The sequence below is a fragment of the Psychrobacter nivimaris genome (assembly GCF_904846365.1).
Taxonomy (GTDB): domain Bacteria; phylum Pseudomonadota; class Gammaproteobacteria; order Pseudomonadales; family Moraxellaceae; genus Psychrobacter; species Psychrobacter nivimaris_B.
Map to the genome: position 1 here is coordinate 94,783 of NZ_CAJHAL010000002.1, position 23,042 is coordinate 117,824.

Genomic DNA, 23,042 nt, shown 5'->3' on the forward strand with positions numbered 1-23,042 from the left:
TTAAGCAGAGGCGACAGCAATAATCATTGTTGTTACAAATAGTTGACCACCGTTTTATTGCTTGTCAGTTTTCTACTACTTGCTAGTAAAGAGGTAGACACTATTTATCCTGCTGACCTGACACGTTTCATCTGATTTTAGGGCGCATTTTTATTTAGAGGTATTACTTACCAAATATAGCCCTACAAATTAAAAATACTGTACTGAATGTTATTCGGTACCATAAAATAAATAGTGACACTAAATACCATCGCGTTGATCACGCTGATAATAAATCAGCTTATTAACCGATTACCATACAACACTGACTCACTAATTGCATGACAACGACCGTACTCGATAACCAATCATTATTTAATGACTATTTATCTGATGGTTCTTTATGCCAGCATAGTTGAGCAAGTATGGGTAGTTTAACGTTAGGATCGAAAAGTAACTCGATAGCTGCCTAAGTATTGGTGGTCAAACAGATGACGATAACAATGTAAATACGATACCACGCTGACAAGCTGGTCCATTACTCTGTTTGCCAAGTACGCCCCGCTGATAACAAAAGCTGCGACACCTAACCTTGAGACACCCAAGATATTATTGACGCTATACAAAGAACGATAAACAAAGAGTAACCAATTGCTTCGCCTGAATAAACAACCGCTGAGTGACGCCACTATAATAGTAGCAATCATGACCGCGATATTATTGTTAGACTTTGATGGATGAATGGCAACAGCACTACGCCTTTTTAATATCAGTATTTTTTAGAACTGTAACTGACCCTCGCCCACGCTTACAACGTGCGCTGAAATCACTACCAATAGAACGTACTGAGAATAAGAGCGCTTTGACTCGCTGACCCAATCATATATGTACCAAGTTTACTGATGATAAAATATAAGTACCGTAGCCTTACACCCTATATTACTGATATTAATCTGAGCGCCGCTCATTACTTCAGGTAAAAAAGAAGCCATTGAAAAAGCCCATGTGCTTTATAAACCCACGATTTACGTTCTACCGTTAATGAACATCTACACACGCTAATCACAATATTAGCCACACTTGCCACTATGTCCTAAAGACTGTCTTATCGTTGTCATGCGTACTCATAGGATACAAATATGAAACGCATTTTGATCAACGCCACTCAAAACGAAGAGATTCGTGTCGCCTTATGTAAAGGCAACCACCTGTACGATTTCGACCTAGAAAACCGTACTCGCGAGCAAAAAAAATCTAACATTTACAAAGGTCATGTGACCCGTGTCGAGCCATCGCTTGAAGCAGTATTTGTCGAATACGGTTCTCAGCGTCAAGGATTTTTGCCGATTCGTGAAATCTCTGCTGAATACCTAAGCGGCAACCCACGCGACGAAAACATCAAAAAACTGATTAAAGAAGGCGACGAGCTAATCGTCCAAGTCGAAAAAGAAGAGCGCGGTAATAAAGGCGCTGCCCTATCGACGTATGTGTCATTAGCCGGTCGCTATCTGGTATTAATGCCGAACAACCCTCGCGGTGGTGGTATCTCACGTCAAATCTCGGGTAAACTGCGCGAAGATATGAAGCGTATGCTGAGCAATCTTGATTTACCAAAAGGCATGAGTGTCATCATCCGTACTGCTGGTATTGGTAAAACACAAGAAGACTTACAGCACGATCTAAACCACTTGCTCAACATTTGGCAAGCCATTCAAGAACAAAACCAAAAATACCCATCACCGCGCTTGGTTCACCAAGAAGCGGGCGTTGTCACACGTGCTGTTCGCGATTATTTGCGTGATGATATTGCTGAGATTTGGATTGATAACGAAAATGCTTATATTGAAGCGGCTGGGTTTATCGATGCGGTAATGCCAAAACAAGCCGAAAAGCTACGCAAATATACTGACTATGAGCCGATGTTTTCGCGCTTTAATATCGAAAAACAAATCGAAACCGCTTATCAGCGTGAAGTTCGTCTGCCATCAGGTGGTTCAATCGTTATTGACCAAACAGAAGCACTAGTCTCTATCGACATTAACTCAGCTAAGTCAACCAAAGGTTCAGACGTTGCTGAGACCGCTTACCATACCAACTTAGAAGCAGCTGACGAGATTGCTCGTCAGCTTCGTTTGCGTGATATGGGTGGTTTGATCGTTATTGATTTCATTGACATGAATGACAATAAGCACCAAAAAGAAGTAGAAAAACGTCTAATCGACGCGACCAAATATGATCGTGCGCGCGTTCAGTTTGGTGATATCTCTAAGTTTGGTTTGATGGAAATGAGCCGTCAGCGTCTACGTCCTTCATTAGAGGAGTCAACAGGCTATATCTGCCCACGTTGTCATGGCAACGGTATGATTCGTGACTTGCGCTCATTGTCGCTATCTATCATGCGTCAAATTGAGCAAATCGCCCTTAAAGAACGTCAAGGTGAAGTACAAGCAGAAGTCCCGACAGACATCGCGGCATTCTTATTAAATGAAAAGCGCGACAGCTTGGTTTATCTTGAGCAAGACAGTGGCACGCGTATCACTATTTTGCCACACGCGCATTTAGAATCACCAAACTTCAAGCTGCACTTCAACCGTGATGGCTTTGCACCATCGAGCTATGAACGTATCACTGATACTCAGCAACAAGAGCATAGTGACCTTGGCTACAACGTTGACTGGCAGACTGCTGAAAAAGAGCGTCCTGAACAGCAGCCTACTCGCCAGCCTCGTAAAACTGCAGATGATAAGCAGAGCCGCTCAAACACACAGCAGGCCGCAGCTACGCAAGCACAGAACGATACGGTAAATCATAGCAATGATCGTCGTAATCATAAAAACACCAACGATGTGTCGCCTGCACATGCACCGCAAGCCAATAAAACCGCTATTGTCGCCGCTCCAGTAGCACCGCAGACACAGAGTGTCGAAGCTACTGCTCAACCAAAAGCCGTTGCGTGGTTATCAAACCTATTTGCTCAAGCACCACAAGCCACTACGACGCCTAGTGTCAGTAGCCGAGATGCCGCTGAAGCAATCGAAGCGCTAGTAAACACGGGCGCGCAAAGCTTAGGCTCGTTTGGTCAAGTTGATAGCAATGCATTGAATAGTGCAGCTGCAACTGGTGAGCAGCCAACTCAACAAAGCAACAGTCAGAAAAACGAAAGCCAACAGTCAGATAATAACGCTAACCGTCAACAGGCGCGTCGTAATGACAGCGATGCTGACGACAGCAGCAATGAAGACAGAAGAAGACGTAAGCCGCGTAAGTCTAGATCTTCTAAGCCGCGTCAAAGAAAAGAGACAACTGACGAGGATACTGGCAACGTAAACAGTAGCTCAGAAAGTACTAACTCAAACAATGCTGATGACAAATCGTCTGATACTCAAGACCAAAGACAGCAAGACAAGCGTCAAAACGATAACAGACGCACGAACGATCGCAATCGTAATAACCGCCAAGATAGCAGTCAACAGAACAGCAATCGTAACGCAAGCGAGCGCAGTGATGCTGATAACGAAAACAGCTCTAAAGCAGATGAGCAAACTCGTACTAAGCGTAAATCGCATAGCCAACGCGGCTCACGCGGTAAGCTAGAGCGCGGTGAGACACTAACGGCTGACAACGTTAAGCAGGGCAAACAGCAGAACGCTAGAAACAACGATGCTGCCAATAGCAAAAATCAGCATAGTGCACGTCGCAATCAAGACCCTAACGAGGTCGTGCTACAGGTCAATGAAGCGCCAACTGAGTTAAAAGCCCCTGAAGTGGTGCATCTATCTTTAGATGATAGCAAATCCACACAGGCCAAAACTCAGCCTAGTGAGCAGCAAAGCGCGACAAATAACGTAGCAAAAGATGAGCGTTCAAACGAAACAGCTGCCCAAAAACCTACTGATAAGCATAGTAGCAATGAGCAGAACACTGATAAGCAAAACACCAGTGCGCCGAACGCTGATAAGAAAAGCGATAACGGAAAAAGTACGGTGGAAACCCATGCTAATCAGGTAAATGACGATAAGCGTGAATCTACCGAACAAGCTAAGATGCAGAACGACGCGCCTAAGCATCAGCAGGCTGCTGAAGAGGAAAAAGCACCTGTAGCTGTAGAGGCAGCATCGACTTCTACGAGTGACACCGAAAGTAAAGCGGAAGCTCCAACATCGGTAACTGCTGACGTAGAGGAAGCTAAAGAAACTCAGACTCCAAAACAGCAGGAAACCAAGACTGCTGAAAATGTGAGTAAGAGTGATGAAGCTCAAACTACTCAGGCTGATAGTAATAGTGCAAACACAAGTAGTGTGAGTAACTCAGCACTTGAGCTAACCCATGAAGCACTATTTGGCGCACGTTACGTGACTGCTGAGAAATTTGGTCAAGCGAGTAACGATCCACGTGTAGTACTCGCTAAGCAAGCCACTCAAGCGAACAAGCCAGCTGCCACTAATGTGCCAGCAATACGTGGCACGGTTGGTGAGTTTATTCGTGCCACACTACCAGAGGCTCAAACGCGCTTAGCAGAAGAAGGCATTATCAACTGCTTTATCGCGACTATTGCGTTGCATAATGAGCAATCTCAGGGTGGTAATAATAGCTCTGATGCTGCTAGCCAGAGCTTTAACTTTAGCAACTATGGCTATCAACCATTGGCTGCCGACTACCTCGCACGCTTTGAATCGATGACCCAAGCCGTCAGTCAATTTGCAGCAGCACAAGGTAAGACAGACGTTGAGCCACATGCTATCACTAAGCGTGCTAGCAACGATCCGCGCGGACAGCATCCTGATTATCAGGAACCCGCTGTATTGAGCGTACCTGCTGAACAAGTAAGTGACGCGGAACCAGCTATCACTGAGCAAACCGATAGCGAAGTCGATGCGCATGACGTTGAAGCAACTGCCCTCGCCAATCAGGCTCAAGCTGATAATATCAGTGCTGATAGTGAGCAATTGCTAGAATTCGAGCGTACTCAGTCAGAGGCTAAGGATGCAGAAGTCGAAACCCTTACAGAGCAAACTGTCAATGAGGTAGAAGATGTTGCAGAAAACATAGCTGCAGAGACTGAGCAGACGACTGAATCGGCAGTAGAAGAAGCTACTAAAGAAGCTAGCAAAGATGATAGTCAAGCAGCTAAGTCTAAGACGACTATAGCCAGCTATAAAAACATGATCGAAAATGTGGCTGAGCAACTGCTACCACAGACTGGTATGTTTAATTTGACTACGCCAAAAATACCAAAGGCGCGCACTCGTAAGCCTAAGACGGATCACAAAAAGCCGACGCAGGCTGAAAAGCTAGCATCTGATGATGCAGACAGCGACAGCTAGTCATATAAGCTCAAATGTAAAAGCCCCAAAGCTACTCGTAGCTTTGGGGCTTTTTATTTTAATACAGTCAAACTTACTTGCTAATTCAAACGAGAGACAATAAAAAGCAAATAAGCTTAATGTGCAGAAGACGCTGTATCATCTTTACCACGGATTTTACCAATAGTAGTAACAATAGCCACTACAATAGCGCCAACAATCAGTCCGACCAATCCATTTAACAATGACGCGGTTAACCCTTCAAATACTCCAGTAAGATGGGCAATGTCTTCTACACTGTGATGCAAAAAGCCGATACCGTGAACGATAATACCGCCGCCCACCAAGAACATCGCAATCGTGCCCGCTATGGATAAAAACTTCATAAGCTTTGGCGCAGCTGCAAGCATAAATTCGCCAAACTTGCGTTTACTATCACCTGCTTGTGAGTTTTCAATCAAATGCAGACCCGCATCATCAATCTTGACGATGCCTGCAACTAAGCCGTAAATACCGACGGTCACGACAGCAGCCACTATCGAAAGTACGATACCTTTTTGGACGATATCGCCACCAGCTGCTGTAATTGCGCCTAAAGAGATAACAATAATCTCAGCTGATAAGATAAAATCGGTACGTATCGCACCTTTGATTTTGTCCTTTTCAAACGCGACCAAATCTACCGACTCATCTGCATTGGCTTTTAAACGGGCATTTTGCTCTTCATCATGAGGCAACAATTTCGGCCAAAACTTGTGAATGACCTTTTCAGCCCCTTCATAACTCAGGTATAGCCCTCCGATCATCAATAGCGGAGTAATCAACCACGGTATAAAATAACTGATCAATAGCGCTGCTGGTACTAAAATCACTTTGTTCACGGCAGAGCCTTTGGCTACTGCCCAAATGACGGGGAGCTCACGATTTGGCTTAACCCCTGTGACCTGCTCGGCATTGAGTGCTAAATCATCACCAACTAAGCCCGCGGTTTTTTTGGCGGCAACTTTGGTCATGACGCTCACATCATCCATTAAGACGCTGATGTCATCGAGTAAGGTTAATAAACTGGCACCTGCCATGTGTGCTCCTTAAAGCAAATTTGTTAAAGTAAGTCGTTCTCAAATGGTTCATACAATGCACTTTATACAGATTTTTATAGAAACAATGCGATTAGTCCTAGATTACAAGTTCAAGCAACTATGTTAAATAGCACAAATGTATCTTGTTTTTTGAATTTATGTTGATAGCTATTCTTTAAAGTTGGCTTTACTGATACTTCTTGGCTGCCTTCCGTTCGCTATTATTTGGCGTAAATATGGTAATATGAAGGATGTTATTACCTATCTTTTATTATCAATAAGTTATAAGAACTTCTTCAATGTTAGACCTTTAAAACACTGCCAAGACACATTACTATATAGAAAAGTTTATAGCGCTTTTTATAACGAACTCATGATCAGGCGCGACGCCTATAGGAAACCCGTATGCCGTTCCCCACTATCAAAAATACCACCTTACGTAATCCTCTTTCTCGTACCGTTCTATCTCGTTTTATGATGAGTGCGCTGTTAGTTGGTATCGCTGCTGGCTGCTCAAACAATGCCGCTGATGCAACTAGCAATACCAGTGTTGTAAACGCTGCACAGACAAATGCCACTGCTGCTAAGCCCTCAGCTGGTAATGATGCAACCGTGGTGAAGGCGTTACAGGCGAACCTAAAAAGCTCTGGTATCGAGGAAACTATCGTTTCAGCTGTACCGACAGATATGGATGGTATTTATTGGGTGACCGCTGAAGGTCTACCTTCTTTCTTTACTGATAAAGCTGGCAAGCATATTATTCAAGGTCAGATCATCGCTGTGGGTGATGCCGCTCCGGTTGATATCAGTGCCGCCCTAGTTGCTACGACAGCACAAGAAGCGCTAAAAGCCGTCGATAAAAAAGACATGGTGATTTATCCAGCAAACGGTGAAACCAAGGCTGTCATCTATGCCTTTACCGATGCAGACTGTGGCTACTGTCGCAAACTACATTCAGAAATGGATGATATCAATGCACGCGGTATCGAGGTTCGTTATCTGGCATGGCCACGCAGTCAAGAGTCTGTACCAAAGATGGAAGCGATCTGGTGTAGTCAGGATCGTAAAGCGGCAATGGATCAAGCAAAAATCGGTGCCAACGTACAGGCTCCTAGCTGTGCCAACCCTGTCCAAGAACATATGGCTCTAGGCTCAAGACTTGGTGTGCGCGGTACGCCTGCGGTGTTTACCGAGACAGGACAACAAGTAGGTGGCTATTTGCCTGCAGCAGAATTGGCCCAAGCAGTAGGCGCTAATTAATCATTTGAGTTATCAATATTAGTGACTCATATTAACAACTAATATTGGCAATCAAGCATAAATGACATATACATATGCCAAACAAGATTGAAGCTACCGCTTTTTTATAATCGTCAGCTGATATAACCTTGATGACGTTGTCTTTCTAAACTTGGCTTTTATGACATTAGCCTTCAGGACATTGTTTTTTATGATATTAGCCTTTAGAACATTGGCTTTTATGAGATTGTATAGACGTCACAATGCCTTGTCGGTATGATACGATAAAGCGCGATGCAAAATGAGCAACACCCCTTTTATTTGAGCTTTTTTTATTCAACTATGATGAAGTAGATAGGCAGGCAGTACTAGGCAATGCGCACAGACGTTATGTTTGATGTCGCAGACTCATTTGACACTGTCACCGCTTATACTGACTTCATTGTATTTAACCTCTTGAGGATACTGTGAGTAATTCCATCAAACTAGCGATACTTGGTCTAGGCACCGTCGGAACGGGCGTGATCAATCTGATCAATGACAATTTAAATGAGCTAAAACGCCGTAGCGGACGCGACATTATTATTACCGAAGTCGGTACACGTCGTCAGCGTGATGATATTGATACCAATATCATGCAAAACAGCGATCTGATGGCAATTGCCGCAAGCGACAACGTCGATATTGTTATCGAAGTGATTGGTGGTACCACCTTAGCCAAAGACGTCATTATGCAGGCCATCAAAAACGGCAAACATGTGGTCACGGCAAACAAGGCTCTACTCGCTGAACACGGTAATGAGATTTTTGCCTTCGCTGAAGAAAACAATGTACACGTTGCTTATGAAGCAGCGGTAGCAGGCGGTATTCCAATTATCAAGGTAATGCGTGAAGCACTGGCCGCCAACAAAATCGACTGGCTCGCAGGTATCATCAACGGTACTGGTAACTTTATCATGACCGAAATGCGTGATAAGGGCCGTCCTTTTACCGACGTATTGAGCGAAGCACAAGAGTTAGGTTACGCAGAAGCAGATCCTACTTTTGATGTTGAAGGTATTGATGCCGCTCATAAATTGGCGCTACTCGCCTCTATCGCTTTTGGTATTCCGCTACAATTTGATAAAGTCTACTGTGAAGGTATCACTGGTATTACCCTGCAAGACGTGAACTATGCCGAAGAGCTTGGCTACCGTATCAAGCATTTAGGGTTTGCCGTACGCCGCGATAGCGAAAACGATGGTGACGCAGGGGTTGAATTACGCGTACACCCGACACTTATTCCGCAAGATGCACTATTGGCGAACGTCAATGGTGTGAAAAATGCAGTACTGGTTAACTCACATCCACTTGGTCAGACGCTCTATTGCGGCGATGGGGCTGGGGCTGGTGCAACTGCTTCTGCAGTGATGGCCGATGTCATGGATTTGGTTCGTGTGCTGGGTAGCAAAGACCGCGACGACCAGAGCAACACTGGTCATCATGTCCCGCATTTAGCATTTATCCCTGATCAGCTATCAGACACTCCTATATTGCGTGCTGATCAGATGGTAACTGGATATTATTTACGTGTGCATGCTTATGATAGCCCAGGCGTACTGGCAGATATCACGCGCATCCTAAGTGATGCCGGTATCAACATCGATGCAATCTTGCAAAAGCCTGCGCATAAAGTAGGTCAAGTGCCGGTGATTATTCTGACGCTACCTGTGGTTGAGAGTCAGATGAATCTTGCTATCGAAAAAATTGAAAAGTTAGAGACCATTACTGATAAAGTGGTACGCATACGATTAGATGAGCTAGCATAAACCACATACTGAAGAAGACAGATGCTTATAATATAAGCAAAAGCTAGCCAAACGGCATCTGATTTCTTGGTAGATACTTAATCAAAACGCACAACAAGGAATAATAACGATGTCAAATGATGCAATTGTAATCCTAAACGGCGCACGTACACCAATGGGTGGCTTTCAAGGCGCACTAAAAGACATGAGTGCTACCGAGCTGGGCGCCGCCGCTATCAAAGCTGCTGTTGAACGCTCAGGTGTTAGCGCTGACAGTGTTGATGAAGTCATTATGGGTTGTATCTTGACGGCAGGTCTGGGTCAAGGCCCTGCCCGTCAAGCCATGCGTAAAGCAGGTCTACCGGATGCGACTGGTGCTGTCACGATCAATAAGCTTTGTGGTTCAGGCCTAAAAGCAGTCATGCAAGCGCATGACGGTATCAAAGCCGGTAGCTTCGACGTTGCAGTCGCAGGCGGCATGGAATCAATGACCAATGCACCTTATATCATGCCAGGCTCACGTGGCGGCTATCGTATGGGTCACAAAGAAGTCAAAGACCATATGTTCTTAGATGGCCTAGAAGATGCTGATACTGGTAAGCTAATGGGTATGTTTGCTCAAGAAATGGCTGATGAAAAAGGCTATACACGTGAGCAGATGGATGAGTTTGCTATTGAGTCATTGAACCGTGCGCTGACTGCTATCAAAGACAACCATTTTAAAAATGAGATCGAGCCTGTTACGTTTGCAACGCGCAAAGGCGAGCAAACTGTTGATACCGATGAGCAACCTGCCCTTGCTAATGCTGATCGCATTCCTACTTTGCGTCCAGCATTTGCTAAAGACGGTACGATTACTGCTGCAAACGCTAGCTCAATCTCAGACGGTGCTGCAGCCGTCGTAGTAATGAAAGAGTCACAAGCGAAAGCTGAAGGCCTTGATTATCAAGCTCGCATTGTTGCTACTGCCTCAAACTCACGTCACCCAAGCGAGTTCACCATTGCGCCAATCGGTGCCATTGAAAAAGTACTATCAAGTGTTGGTTGGTCAGTAGATGATGTAGATCTATGGGAAATCAATGAAGCCTTTGCGATGGTTACTATGGCTGCAATGGACGAGCTGAAACTTGATCATGCCAAAGTAAATATCGAAGGCGGTGCATGTGCCCTTGGTCATCCAGTAGGCTGTTCAGGTGCTCGTATTTTGATTACGCTTATCAACTCTCTAAAACGTACTGGTGGCAAAAAAGGTATCGCAACGCTATGTATCGGTGGTGGTGAAGCGGTAGCTGTTGCTATTGAACTTGCTTAAATAAAGCAGGTCTAACTGACTTAAAGTAAGTTAGCTAACTAATACTTAGATAATTATTGTTTATTGAGAAACTGCATTGCTAATGGTAATGCGGTTTTTTTGTGTCTCTTTTCTTTCGATGAATGTTGAATATTACTCTGTGTAAAGTCTCGTTAACTTCTACCCCCTCCTATGTTATGCCACTTACAGCCTATTACACGCAATTACTGCAAGTGCACACTTTGCTACCTTGCTCATATATCTCATCAAAAATTACGGTGTTAGGATAGCTACAAGTTGATAGGGAAGCTATTCGTTTGACTTACCTTCAACTGTAATAAATATGGTTTCACTAAAAATTAATAACAACATCAACCATTACATTATAAAAAATAAACTCGCGAAAAAGGAATATAACAATGAGTCAACTAATCCGTTTAAAAGATATTCAAGCTACTCATCAAGATTTGATTGGTGATGACTATTATGACCCAACGCACAAAACTGCTTACGGTATCAATGAAGAAAAAATTGGTAAGATCGAAGGTGCTTTAGTAGAAGATACCACTGGTCGTATTCGTTACTTAATCGTAGATGCAGGCGGCTGGTTCAGCTCAAAAGAAGTACTGGTACCAGCAGGTTTAGCCCGTATCGTTGGTGATGATGTCTTCTTTGATAGCTTGACCAAAACACAAGTAGAAGCCATGGAAGTGTACGATCACGACTACCAGTACAGTTATAAAGAGCAGTACGAAAGAGATCGTCAAGCATTTACTGCTGATACACTCCCTGTAGAAGATCGCGTCGATATTGCAGACCACTCTTATGATGCACCAAATACATTAGAGTTATTAGAAGAGCGTTTAACGGTAAACAAAGACCGTATCGTTGCTGGTCTAGTAAAAGTAGGTAAGCATGTCGTTACTGAAGAGCGCAATGTCGATGTAGATCTAGAAGAAGAACATGCCAATATCCAACGTACTAGCGTAGATCGCCCAACAGATCGTCGTATTGGTGATCTCGATGCTACTGAAACAGTTGAAGTTGAGCTACAGGCCGAACGTGCTCGCGTCAGCAAAGAAACCTATGTTTCTGAAGAAGTAAATGTTGGCAAGACGACCGATCATCACACTGAAACTGTGGTTGAGACCATTCAACGCGAAGAGCTAGATGTTGATGGTGACGGCAACGTGGTTGACCGTGAAGGTAACTTAGTAGACCGTGATGGTATCACAGCAGAAGATGTACGCCATGCACGTGGCATGTAATATGCTGATACGTTATAGTTTAACGACGTAAGTTTTCTGTATCGTCAGTTAAATATGATAGTAATGAGTAGCTAAGCTCATATGTTTAGCGATTAAGATCAGAGCATGTCTCTGGTCTTTTTTGTATTCATAACATGAGCGAATGGTTTATAGTATTAAATGTAGCTAGTTATATATATGGTCGTTTAACATATAACGTTTTAAATTATTAGAAATTCATCATTTTATAATTATAAAGGAATAATAATGACTACTGAAAATGGAAATAGTCTTTACCAAGACAACTTGGATAAAGAACAAAATATCTCAACGAAGCAGACGAATAATACCGTCAATGTTGGACATTTAGAGCTATTAGAAGAGCGTCCTGTCATTAACAAAGAACGCTTGGATGTGGGTAAAGTAACCGTCACCAAGCATTCACGTACTAAGACTGTTGAAGTGCCAATTGAGTTGGTAGAAGAATATATCACCATTCGTACTGATTATCATGACGCAGAAAGCCAAGATTTACTCTCTGGTAACTACGATGAAAAAGATATATTGCGCCACGTCGAGCCTTCTTTGGATAGCAAAGCTGTAGTGACCATTAATGGTAAACAAATAGAGATTGGCGATGAACCGATTGATATTGTGCTATCTCGCCAAGTGGCTACTATTACCAAAGACACCTACGCTATTCAAGATATCGAAATTAACAAAAACACCCATGTGCATACTGATAGCATTCAAGTAGAGCTCAAGCATGAAGAGTTAGATGTGACTGAAGAAGGTCTGTTGGCTCATGGTTCTGATACAACTCCGTTAAAATAAGCGCTGATAGTTTAGCCACTACGAAATTGTATGATTGATAGAGATTATGTCACAACATAAAAAAGCAACGCTATCTTAGCGTTGCTTTTTTGATGCCTATCACTTACTCAGTATTGAAGACCAACTATGAGGCTTCATTACACTCGAATGTATTAACATTTGACTCATCTGCACCCGCAGTACGCATGACGCCAGTTTTACGAGCTTCATGCCCTACACGCCACTGTGTGAAGCCTTGACCACCATCAATTGCGGTCGCCACTTCAAACACTTCAGGATTACTACCTTCATTGGTTTGATTCAACGTTACTGTACCCATGTCAGTTGCAACCACCACTTGATTGGTTTCTTCTTTGTAGGTTGCATCAACTTTTAACTCAGGTGAGCACAAATACAGTATCTGTGTCACGCCACTATTAACAGAAGCAACCGTATCACCTTCTACTTCATTAAGCGAAGCGTCTTCAGCATCGACGACAACATCACTAGGTTCAGCGGGCTCCGCTGACATTGGAACGGACTCTTCTGTATTAGCCCCTTCTTCCATGCCCGACTCTGGCTCTGATTGTTGCTGACAAGCACTGACCGTCAAGGCACCAGCCAACAGACTTGTTAAAACTACTGAGCTGCGTACTTTTTTTAAGAATTCTACACTCATGACACTCTCCCAAATAAATATGTTAAACACTATAGCGTGTCCATAAATTCACGCCTATGCTGAATTTGTAAGTAATCAATACAAAGTGTTTGTTGGTCTTAATCTAGCAAGTTTTAAGTTTGCATAAGTTATCTAACAGATATAAAAAAGCCCCTATCTACTTAAGATAAGGGCTTTTTCAGGTAAGAGCTTGCTACAACAGCATTTCAGTACATAGCTAATAACTTGCCACGACTAACGACTAAATTTTACCATGACACTGCTTGTACTTAAGACCTGAGCCACAAGGACACGCTGCATTACGACTGATATTCATACCTGCATATGGGTTTGGTTCATTAGCATTACTACCGTTACCTGCGATAGCAGCACCAACGCCATCTGCGGCAGCACCGCTATTTAGATTACGGCTTTGTGGTTGCGGCTGGGCAGCTGAGCCACTCGCATTGCTATCCAAGTTATCTACATCGTCATGCTCAAACTGCATTTGCATATGGGCAGCGTTCTCACGTTGCTGAATTTCTAATGCTTCCAGTTCTTCCTTGGTTGGGATATGAACACGTGACAAGTCTTGTACGGTCTCAGACTTAATCGCACCAAGCATCATTTGGAACAATTCAAACGACTCACGCTTGTATTCCTGCTCAGGGTTTTTCTGTGCATAACCCCGCAGATGAATCCCTTTGCGTAGCTGATCCATCTGCGTTAAGTGCTCTTTCCAATGCTTATCTAGACTCTGTAGCATAAAATGACGCTCAAGCTGAGCAGCGTCCTTTTCACCCATCTGCTCACGGCGACTGTGATAACGATCTATCGCCGTTTGAACGATTTTCTCACGCAGCCCTTCTTCATCCAGACGGCGATCTTCATCCAACCAATCGTTAATCGGCATTGAGATTTTGAATTCGTCTTCTAACTCATCTTCTAAGCCGTCAATATTCCACTGATCATCAATAGAGCCAGGCGGAATAAACTGATTGATCATCGCATTATATACTTCATGATGCATCACTTCGATGGCTTCTAATAAGTCCATCTCTGCTAATAAATCATCACGCTGACCATAGATAACTTTACGCTGCTCATTGGCAACATCATCGTATTTCAATAGGTTTTTACGGGCATCAAAATCGCGACTCTCAACTTTACCTTGCGCATTTTCGATCGATTTAGAGACCATTTTATGTTCGATGGCTTCGTCTTCTTTGAGACCCATCGCACGCATCATGTTGACCACACGATCGCCTGCGAAGATACGCATCAGATCATCTTCGAGCGATAAGAAAAAGCGTGACATGCCAGGGTCACCCTGACGACCAGCACGACCACGTAGCTGGTTATCGATACGACGTGACTCATGGCGCTCAGAGCCGATGATATGTAAACCACCAGCTGCTACAACTTGGTCATGTTTGACTTGCCACTGAGACTTTAGACGCTGCATCTCCTCTGGACTAACCGCATCGATATCTTCGATAAACGACTGCCAGTTACCACCAAGGATAATATCCGTACCACGGCCCGCCATGTTGGTGGCGATTGTGACTGATTTTGGGCTACCTGCCTGTGCAATAATTTCTGCTTCACGCTCATGCTGCTTAGCGTTTAGGACGTTATGCTTAACGCCCTCTTGATCAAGCAAGTAAGACAATTCTTCACTGGCCTCAATCGTCGCTGTACCAACCAGTACTGGCGCGCCTTTGGCTTGAATTTCTTTAATTTCGCGAATGATGCCTTTATATTTGCCTAACTTGGTTAAGAAAATCTGGTCATCCATATCGATACGAGCAATCGGCTCATGCGTTGGAATGACAATGACATCTAGATCGTAAGTAGATTTGAACTCAGCAGCTTCAGTATCAGCGGTACCCGTCATACCAGATAACTTGTCATATAGACGGAAGTAGTTCTGGAAGGTCGTTGTGGCAAGCGTTTGGTTTTCTGCTTGGATCTCAACGTTTTCTTTCGCTTCTACTGCTTGATGCAAGCCTTCTGACCAGCGACGACCAGGCATGGTACGACCTGTATTTTCATCAACGATAACCACTTCGCCTTCATCCACAATATAGTGAACGTTTTTGACAAATACGTGATGCGCACGGATGGCCGCTTGAACGTGAGCCAAAAGTGGCAGACGACTTGGGCTATATAAGCTTTCATTCTCACCCAGCTCACCCACTTCGATTAAGAAGCGCTCGATTTTTTCATAGCCTTTTTCGCTGATTTCAATCTGGCGATTTTTTTCATCAATCCAGAAGTCTTCTTCTTCGTTGTTCTTGTTTGCTTCTTCGTCTTTTGAACGAATCAGCACAGGAATAATCGTATTAATCAGCGCATACATGCGTGAAGAATCTTCAGCTTGACCTGAAATAATAAGCGGCGTACGAGCCTCATCAATCAGAATTGAGTCAATTTCATCGATAATACAAAAGTTTAACGGGCGCTGTTTTTTCTCAGCAAGGCTAAAGACCATGTTATCGCGCAGATAATCGAAACCGTATTCGTTATTGGTACCATAGGTAATGTCGGCTTGATAAGCTTCGATTTTTTCTTGTGGCGGCTGCTGTGAGTAAATCACACCAACAGTCATACCCAAAAACCCAAACAACGGACGGTTTAGCTCAGCATCACGTGCAGCCAAATAATCATTGACCGTGACTAGATGAACCCCTTTACCGCTGATCGCGTTTAGATACATGGCCAAGGTTCCCATTAGGGTTTTACCTTCACCAGTTTTCATCTCAGCGATTTTACCTTCGTGCAAGGTGATACCACCAATCAGCTGCACGTCATAGTGACGCATGCCGTTGACACGTAACGATGCTTCGCGGCAGACAGCAAACGCCTCTGGCAATAATGCATCTAAGCTTTCGCCTTCTTGATGTCTGGCTTTGAATTCTTCAGTTTTTTGTTGTAGTTGCTCATCAGACAGGGCTTGTATTTCAGCCTCTCGTGCGTTGATCTTGCTGACCACTTTACGCATGCGTTTTAATTCGCGGTCATTTTTGGTGCCAACCACACTGCCTATAATCTTTGATAACATAATTTTTTGACCTATGGAATATTCGATAATTAGTGCGCATTAGCCAAAGCTTAGCTCTCTGCCTTGTCATCACCCGACTAAGTACTACCTAATTTAGTATCGCCCAATTAAGTGTGCCGTCATTATATATGGTTATGACGCTGATGGATACAAGGGCAGCAAGTAGATATTTGCCACAGTAAAAACCTAGTAGGACGTGTTAAAATAGCGAATACCTTGTTAAATTTCTTAGCTTTTTCAGCGACTTTATTATTTTTCACATTTTGATTTTTATACGCTTGCTACTACTGCATCTTGGCTCAAAATTTGTCGTTAAGCCATTTATCTATAAGTAACTGGCTTATTGATAAAGCCAAAGCTATATATCAAGCTCATATATAAGACAAATAACCCTTAGCACCCCTATCATAAAATACTTATTAACACTCATTAAAGCACTATAAGAGACTCTGCATGACCGTAAAACCATCTGGACAAAATCAGTCGTCAACTCCTACTTCATCAGAAAAACCCTTATTAAAACAAGAGAACTCTGCCTGCTTAAGTATAGGCGATGACGTCTATAACCTAGCAGACCATACGCCGATGATGGTGCAATATCTAACCATGAAAGCCAACTATCCACAAGCATTGCTCTTGTACCGGATGGGTGACTTCTATGAGCTGTTCTTTGACGATGCTAAGCGTGCGGCGCAAATACTAGATATCACACTGACGCGCCGTGGTACGGATAAGGCAGGCAACACGATAGCCATGGCGGGTGTGCCGTTTCATGCAGCCGATAGCTATATGGCACGCTTGATCGCTGCCGGTCAGACAGTAGTCGTATGCGAGCAAATTGACGAATCAACAGCTAGCAATGCTAGTGACAAGGCCAACGTCCCTGCGATGGGCGATAAACAGAAAAAAGACAAAAGCAAATCTGCTGCTGGTAGCATCATGCGCCGCGAAGTAGTTAAGACGCTTACCGCAGGTACTATTACTGATGACGCATTGATTGCACCTAATCATACGCCAACTGTGGTCGCCATCGATATTGCGACTATGAAAACGCAAGACAATAGCCAGACTTTACAAGCAGCCGTTAGCCAGATGGATTTGGCTGCAGGTACACTGACTACCCAGACACTAATAGCAGATAAAAACGATATAGATGGTCTGCAAACTCAAATGCTTACTGTGTTAGCACGTTTTGCACCCAGTGAGTGCATCATTAGTGAAGCACTCAGCGATAGTATTGGTGGCGTTGGCGGCAGCATTGGAAGCAATGATTCAGAGTGGCTACTGTGGTTACGACAAAATCTAGACTGCCCTATTATAGAAGTGGCTGCCAATGACTTTCATCGTGAGCATGCCAGTGACACGCTTTGTCAGCAGTTCGAAGTCCAGCGTCTTGATGGATTAGGTATTGCTGAGGCTCCACTTACACAAACCAGCTGCGCTGCGCTTATCCACTATGCGCGTCAGACTCAGCAACGCCATGTACCACAAGTGAACCAACTCATTGTCGAGTATAGTGATGACTACCTAATTATCGATGCCAATAGCCAGAAAAATCTCGAGCTATTTACCCCTGTTAGTAGCAATGGCACTTCTTTGATATCTGTGCTGAATCATTGTCAGACCCCGATGGGAAAGCGCCTACTCGTGCAGCAAATGAAGCGTCCACTGCGTCAGCATTCACGTATCAATATGCGTCTAGATGCGATAACTTGTTTGCTAAGCCCAGAGAGTGACTCAATTGAGTCAAACCAGGATTTGAAAGATAGCTCACTGGTTACACGTTTACGAGAAACGCTGAATACTATTGGCGATATTGAACGAATCAGTAGTCGAATCGGGCTAATGAGTGCCAAGCCTCGTGACTTACGCAAGCTCGCCGATGGTATCGCTAGTAGCGCTCAGCTTACTACCCTATTGACAGAGTCAGGTATCAACCATGAAGACACTGGCCTGTTACCGATGCTGATGCAGCAATTACCAGCTAAGTTACCTGCTGTTCAATCCATCGCCGAATTAATTGAGCGCGCTATTGTCATTGAGCCGCCCGCGCATATCCGCGATGGAGGAATGCTAGCGGCGGGCTATGATGAAGAGTTTGATCGCCTTACCCATTTGCATGACAATATTCAATCGACGCTAGACGAGATGGTTGAGCGTGCCCGTCAAGACAATCAATTACCGAGTCTAAAAGTCGGCTTTAATAAAGTCAGCGGCTTCTATTTTGAATTGTCCAAAATGCAGGCGAAAAATGCCCCTGCCCACTTTATCCGTCGGCAAACGCTTAAAAGCAGTGAACGCTTTATCACTGATGAGCTAAAGGAGGTCGAGACAGAATATCTAAGCGCCCAGTCCTTGGCGTTGGCTCGTGAAAAGCAGCTATATCAAGAGCTGCTCACTCAATTAAACCAACACTTGGCTGACCTACAGCAGCTTAGTGCTGCTATCGCCCAATTAGATGTGCTAAGCAATTGGGCCCAGCTTGCCATGACCTATAATTGGCAGCGCCCAATCATGGGTCTACATGCAAAAGACCAAAGCAAATTAGTGACCAAAAACCAAACCAATATTGATATTCGTCAAGGTCGTCACGTCGTGGTTGAAGCGGCATTAAATCAGACAAACGCCAACAGCAGGAACGGTAACTCACTAAGTACAAACCACTTTGTCGCCAATGACTGTGCATTAGGTATTGATGATACCCCTGAAAGACTGCTTCTGATTACCGGTCCTAATATGGGTGGAAAATCTACCTATATGCGCCAAACGGCTTTGATAGTCCTACTCGCTCATTGCGGCAGCTTTGTGCCAGCAGCTAGTGCTCATATTGGTGATATCGACCGCATTTTTACTCGTATTGGTTCAGCTGATGACTTGGCAGGTGGCAAATCGACCTTTATGGTAGAGATGATTGAGACGGCCAATATCTTAAATCAAGCAACGAACAAATCACTGGTATTAATGGACGAAGTCGGCCGCGGTACTGCCACCACTGACGGTCTTGCCATTGCTCATGCCTGTGTCAATCGCCTAGTCGAGATTGGCTGCCTGACATTATTTGCCACTCACTATTTTGAGCTGACACAATTGACAAAGGGTACTGGTAACCACCATGCTAATATCCGTAACGTTCACGTAGCCGCCAGTGAAATCGATGGTCAGTTATTGCTATTGCATCAAATTAAAGATGGCGCAGCGAGTTCTAGCTTTGGGCTGCATGTCGCAAAAATGGCTGGTATTCCCACCCAAGTGCTAAAGGATGCTAAGCGCTATTTAGCAGACAACTTACAGTCAGACCATTTAACCGTAGATAAAGTAATAACTGTTGATGATAAAAATGAATTAACTAAGTCAGTAAAGGATAAACGGCAAGAGAGTTATAATAATGCTACTCTCAATCAAGAAGTAAGTTATACCGCTCAAACATCAGACGCAATTAGTAATCCAAAACAAAATCAGCTATTTAGCCTACAGGACGAGCTAAGTACGATTGATCCTGATAGCCTGACACCTAAGCAAGCGCATGATTTACTTTATCATCTTAAGAAAATCATTAGTCATTAAAGGGAATTGTCAAAGTGTAGTAAAGGCGCTAAAATACGCTTTATTTTCCAACTATTCTATATAGCCCTTATAGTTTATTTAATTTGAAAGAATTACACTGCAGCTGAGCGCAGAGGTATAAATAATACTTCAGGCAAGGCTGAAACAATAATTCTCTTGAAAGAGATTGACTATATCAGCCAATCCAATAACAGGTAGACATCACTATGACCTTTGTCGTTACAGATAACTGCATTCTTTGCAAATACACCGACTGTGTGGAAGTCTGTCCTGTGGACTGCTTTTATGAAGGCCCGAACTTCCTCGTCATTGATCCTGATGAGTGCATCGACTGCGCGCTATGCGAGCCTGAATGTCCCGCCAATGCTATCTTCTCAGAAGATGAAGTGCCCAAAGGGCAAGAGATGTTTACGGAGCTAAATGCTGACTTGGCACAAAAATGGCCGAATATCACTGAAATGAAAGGGCAATTGCCGGAAGCTGAAAAGTGGGATGGTGTCGAAGGCAAGATTCAGTATTTAGAGAAGTAACTAGTTCCTTAAAAAAAGCTCAATGTATTGAAGCAATAAAAAATCACCTAATAACATATGCTGTTAGGTGGTTTTTGTATGAGTTAAATTGAATGTTTTAGTCTTGAAAACTATAACATTTATAATTTCTCAATAGAACGGTAAAAGTATCTATCTAATCTTGGTAAATCATCGGTATGCAAAGGTTGCGCTTTATTAAAGAAGCTCGCTTGCACAAGGCTCTGACTACCGGGACAAGCAAAATTGCATAGCATGATATTTTGTAAATTTAAACTATAGTTCTCATTAGTGGCCAATATGTAAGCGGCCTCACCAAATACTTCGTACCAATTCCTTAATAGCGTTTGAGTATATCCATGATCTATATTTGGCTTGCCAATAATATTCGCCATAATATATGGGCTAGTAGCCTTAAACTTGGTAAGCGCCTCAATGGTATATAGATTACTCGCCACATACCTACCTTGAAAAGCATCAATAAGCATAAAGTCATAATAGGCTTCGCTATGGCGATTCAAATAACCTCTAGCATCATCTCCGACGAATTCTATATTAGGGGCTATCGGCGCTCTAAGAAAATGGTTCTCGATAATATCAGGTAAGCCTGTGTCAATATCGATCACCGTCAGCGCCATCTCAGGGTTATGATACGCTACTTCGCTAGGTGTTCCCATACCTGCGCCGCCAAGGAATACTAGAGTTTTAGGCTGGGTTTTTTCAATACCCTGTATGGCAGTCTTACCATAAGATGTACAGTTTTTTTGGCTGGCATATACCCAGCAGCTACTCGTTGATTGAGTAGGATTATCAGAGATCGTGACAGCAGACTGCCCTTCAAAGTCAATGTATTCTATGAACCAAGCGCCTGTCGCGGTCTGCAAGCCAGTATCGACTTTGCTGGTAAAGATAAAAAACATAGTCACTATAACTGCAGACAGCGCCAGTACATAATTAGTAGCATGAGTTGACTGGGTTACGTCATCGTCGCTATGTACTCGTATAGCAAGCTTGGTGCATAGCCAAGCGCTGATCGCAAGCGACGCTATAAGTAACGCCAAACTACTCATCAGACCAATATAAGGTAACAAGAGTATCGGCGTCACAGTCGAGCCAAGCACACTACCTATAGTGGTGATGGCGACCATCATACCGGCGTTTTTACCAGCATCTACGCCGTCGTGGTTTTTATACTTCAATGATAAAAACTGCGTGATGAGAGGAATCGACGTTGAGCCAAACGCCAGCCCTACGCCGAACAGTAGCCCCACGCCCATGGCTGCTATAATCGGATTGTCCGTACTTGAACTCATAAAAGACAGTAGCGGCAGTTGGATAATACAGGCGAGAGCATGCGAGACGGCAGACAATGACAGGACGCGCCCGGCCTTTAGTAGTGCTTGTTCAGGGGTTTTGATATCCTGAGATAGGCGTCCTCCATACCAGTAGCCCACAGCTATCGCTATCAGCACCATCGCTAAAATGACGCCAGTGATTGAGATGGACGAGCCGATATAAGTGGCTGATATCCGAATGGCATAAATCTCGATACCAAGACCAGCGAAGCCCTCGAGCAGGGCGACGATTAAACAGATAGCTAGTACTTTTCTTTGCATATAGAGACTCATAATAAGCGTATCGGATGATAGATGATACTAGCTTATTCTTAACCCTCTGTCATTATACAGAACGAGGTTATGCACTATACATAGCACATTTCAATCTAAGCCATAATTTTTTTAGCAAAAGGGTAGCATAAAATCATTATTATGATCCAAGCAATCCAACCGTATCTTAATATACTCTGAGAGGGTATGACGCCGATTCCATTCACGAATAAAGCACCTAGAAAAAAGACAAGAGAGCTAATCAGCGCCGCACCGATAATATATTTCATAGCCATTCCTAAATCCACTTAAAGAAAACCACTTTATGGCATCGCCAATTAAGTGGTTTTCTATTCTATTTATAAGCTAGCATCAAAGGTACAATAAGTCGGCAAATAGTCTGCTGTAATATTGCTACTACAGCGCCACGAACCTTGTGCATTACGTAACCATTGAATTTTTTTACCTGCCAATTTTGGACCGACTTGTGTTGAGACTGTCGCTATAATATTACTCGTCGCTGTCAAAGGATTGGTAATCTGCGCGACGCCAGTATTGCTTGGTAATGGCACTCCCACTTGCGAACCTCCTAATATGAGAGTAGATCCTGTTGCGCGTGGATCACATTCATTCAGACCCAGACCAATGACTGTCCTGCCGGACGCCAGACACTCTTCTACTGTCGTACGCAATTGGCTCAACTCACTGATAACTCTCATTGTCTGAGTCCTACCCGTATACAGCTGATACTGTGGAATAGCAATGGCGGCCAGTATCGCAATGATGGCAACGACAATCATTAACTCAATTAAAGTGAAGCCTGACTGGATACGATGGACTCTCATAATTCAAGCACCTATAGCAAGTAATGCTTGTATTAAGCA

Annotated in this window: 13 protein-coding genes and 1 pseudogene; 8 read left to right on the forward strand and 6 right to left on the reverse strand. The window is 43.7% G+C overall.

Translation table 11 applies throughout. The annotated features are described in order from the left end of the window. Positions 1-1,118 precede the first annotated feature (1,118 nt). Entirely contained in the window at positions 1,119-5,303 is a 4,185-nt protein-coding gene (locus JMX63_RS01440) for an Rne/Rng family ribonuclease (RefSeq protein ID WP_201570353.1), read from the forward strand. A 116-nt stretch (positions 5,304-5,419) separates the two neighbouring features. Here the strand turns inward: JMX63_RS01440 and JMX63_RS01445 are convergent, their stop codons facing one another. Further along, positions 5,420-6,361 carry a DUF808 domain-containing protein gene (locus JMX63_RS01445; RefSeq protein ID WP_057758232.1) on the reverse strand — a complete coding sequence of 314 codons (942 nt, stop codon included), beginning with the start codon at positions 6,359-6,361 and terminating at the stop codon, positions 5,420-5,422. A 405-nt stretch (positions 6,362-6,766) separates the two neighbouring features. Here JMX63_RS01445 and JMX63_RS01450 point away from each other — a divergent pair, with 405 nt between their 5' ends. The 5 genes from JMX63_RS01450 to JMX63_RS01470 all read left to right on the forward strand — a co-directional run bounded on the left by JMX63_RS01450 (position 6,767) and on the right by JMX63_RS01470 (position 12,759). Continuing rightward, positions 6,767-7,621 carry a DsbC family protein gene (locus JMX63_RS01450; RefSeq protein ID WP_201570355.1) on the forward strand — a complete coding sequence of 285 codons (855 nt, stop codon included), beginning with the start codon at positions 6,767-6,769 and terminating at the stop codon, positions 7,619-7,621. Between the two features lie 446 nt (positions 7,622-8,067). Next, positions 8,068-9,408 carry a homoserine dehydrogenase gene (locus tag JMX63_RS01455; protein ID WP_201570357.1) on the forward strand — a complete coding sequence of 447 codons (1,341 nt, stop codon included), beginning with the start codon at positions 8,068-8,070 and terminating at the stop codon, positions 9,406-9,408. A gap of 109 nt (positions 9,409-9,517) precedes the next feature. Next, positions 9,518-10,699: a thiolase family protein gene (locus JMX63_RS01460; RefSeq protein WP_201570359.1), complete on the forward strand. Its 1,182-nt coding sequence runs from the start codon at positions 9,518-9,520 to the stop codon at positions 10,697-10,699. 398 nt (positions 10,700-11,097) lie between these two features. Next, positions 11,098-11,946 carry a DUF2382 domain-containing protein gene (locus tag JMX63_RS01465; protein WP_201570361.1) on the forward strand — a complete coding sequence of 283 codons (849 nt, stop codon included), beginning with the start codon at positions 11,098-11,100 and terminating at the stop codon, positions 11,944-11,946. A gap of 246 nt (positions 11,947-12,192) precedes the next feature. Continuing rightward, positions 12,193-12,759: a YsnF/AvaK domain-containing protein gene (locus tag JMX63_RS01470; protein ID WP_201570363.1), complete on the forward strand. Its 567-nt coding sequence runs from the start codon at positions 12,193-12,195 to the stop codon at positions 12,757-12,759. A gap of 124 nt (positions 12,760-12,883) precedes the next feature. Here JMX63_RS01470 and JMX63_RS01475 read toward each other — a convergent pair whose 3' ends face one another. Beyond that, positions 12,884-13,417, reverse strand: coding sequence for a hypothetical protein (locus tag JMX63_RS01475; RefSeq protein ID WP_201570365.1), 534 nt, complete (start codon positions 13,415-13,417; stop codon positions 12,884-12,886). 241 nt (positions 13,418-13,658) lie between these two features. After that, positions 13,659-16,460, reverse strand: a complete 2,802-nt coding sequence (secA, locus tag JMX63_RS01480) for a preprotein translocase subunit SecA (RefSeq protein WP_201570374.1) — start codon at positions 16,458-16,460, stop codon at positions 13,659-13,661. Between the two features lie 453 nt (positions 16,461-16,913). Between secA and mutS the strand changes: the two genes are divergently transcribed. Together mutS and fdxA are read left to right on the forward strand one after the other, a co-directional pair. Next, the gene (gene mutS, locus JMX63_RS01485) at positions 16,914-20,024 is read left to right on the forward strand and encodes a DNA mismatch repair protein MutS (RefSeq protein ID WP_201570384.1); all 3,111 of its coding nucleotides are present in this window, start codon (positions 16,914-16,916) and stop codon (positions 20,022-20,024) included. 206 nt (positions 20,025-20,230) lie between these two features. Beyond that, a complete protein-coding gene (fdxA, locus tag JMX63_RS01490; protein ID WP_160021089.1) occupies positions 20,231-20,554 on the forward strand; it encodes a ferredoxin FdxA in 324 nt (107 codons plus the stop codon). Positions 20,555-20,673: 119 nt separating this feature from the next. Here the strand turns inward: fdxA and JMX63_RS01495 are convergent, their stop codons facing one another. The 3 genes and pseudogenes from JMX63_RS01495 to JMX63_RS14660 form a co-directional block, all read right to left on the reverse strand. Further along, positions 20,674-22,167, reverse strand: a complete 1,494-nt coding sequence (locus JMX63_RS01495; protein WP_201570394.1) for a fused MFS/spermidine synthase — start codon at positions 22,165-22,167, stop codon at positions 20,674-20,676. Between the two features lie 350 nt (positions 22,168-22,517). Then, entirely contained in the window at positions 22,518-22,877 is a 360-nt protein-coding gene (locus tag JMX63_RS01500; RefSeq protein ID WP_227673209.1) for a pilin, read from the reverse strand. Between the two features lie 14 nt (positions 22,878-22,891). Further along, positions 22,892-23,003 (reverse strand): annotated as a pseudogene (locus JMX63_RS14660) (prepilin-type N-terminal cleavage/methylation domain-containing protein); the annotation flags it as partial. Positions 23,004-23,042 lie beyond the last annotated feature (39 nt).

Bases quoted from the DNA above. Each gene is read 5' to 3' on its own strand.
- JMX63_RS01470 (WP_201570363.1), top strand. From the start codon at position 12,193: ATGACTACTGAAAATGGAAATAGTCTTTACCAAGACAACTTGGATAAA.
- JMX63_RS01500 (WP_227673209.1), bottom strand. From the start codon at position 22,877: ATGAGAGTTATCAGTGAGTTGAGCCAATTGCGTACGACAGTAGAAGAG.
- JMX63_RS01475 (WP_201570365.1), bottom strand. From the start codon at position 13,417: ATGAGTGTAGAATTCTTAAAAAAAGTACGCAGCTCAGTAGTTTTAACA.
- JMX63_RS01495 (WP_201570394.1), bottom strand. From the start codon at position 22,167: ATGCAAAGAAAAGTACTAGCTATCTGTTTAATCGTCGCCCTGCTCGAG.
- secA (WP_201570374.1), bottom strand. From the start codon at position 16,460: ATGTTATCAAAGATTATAGGCAGTGTGGTTGGCACCAAAAATGACCGC.
- JMX63_RS01450 (WP_201570355.1), top strand. From the start codon at position 6,767: ATGCCGTTCCCCACTATCAAAAATACCACCTTACGTAATCCTCTTTCT.
- JMX63_RS01465 (WP_201570361.1), top strand. From the start codon at position 11,098: ATGAGTCAACTAATCCGTTTAAAAGATATTCAAGCTACTCATCAAGAT.
- JMX63_RS01440 (WP_201570353.1), top strand. From the start codon at position 1,119: ATGAAACGCATTTTGATCAACGCCACTCAAAACGAAGAGATTCGTGTC.
- fdxA (WP_160021089.1), top strand. From the start codon at position 20,231: ATGACCTTTGTCGTTACAGATAACTGCATTCTTTGCAAATACACCGAC.
- mutS (WP_201570384.1), top strand. From the start codon at position 16,914: ATGACCGTAAAACCATCTGGACAAAATCAGTCGTCAACTCCTACTTCA.
- JMX63_RS01445 (WP_057758232.1), bottom strand. From the start codon at position 6,361: ATGGCAGGTGCCAGTTTATTAACCTTACTCGATGACATCAGCGTCTTA.
- JMX63_RS01460 (WP_201570359.1), top strand. From the start codon at position 9,518: ATGTCAAATGATGCAATTGTAATCCTAAACGGCGCACGTACACCAATG.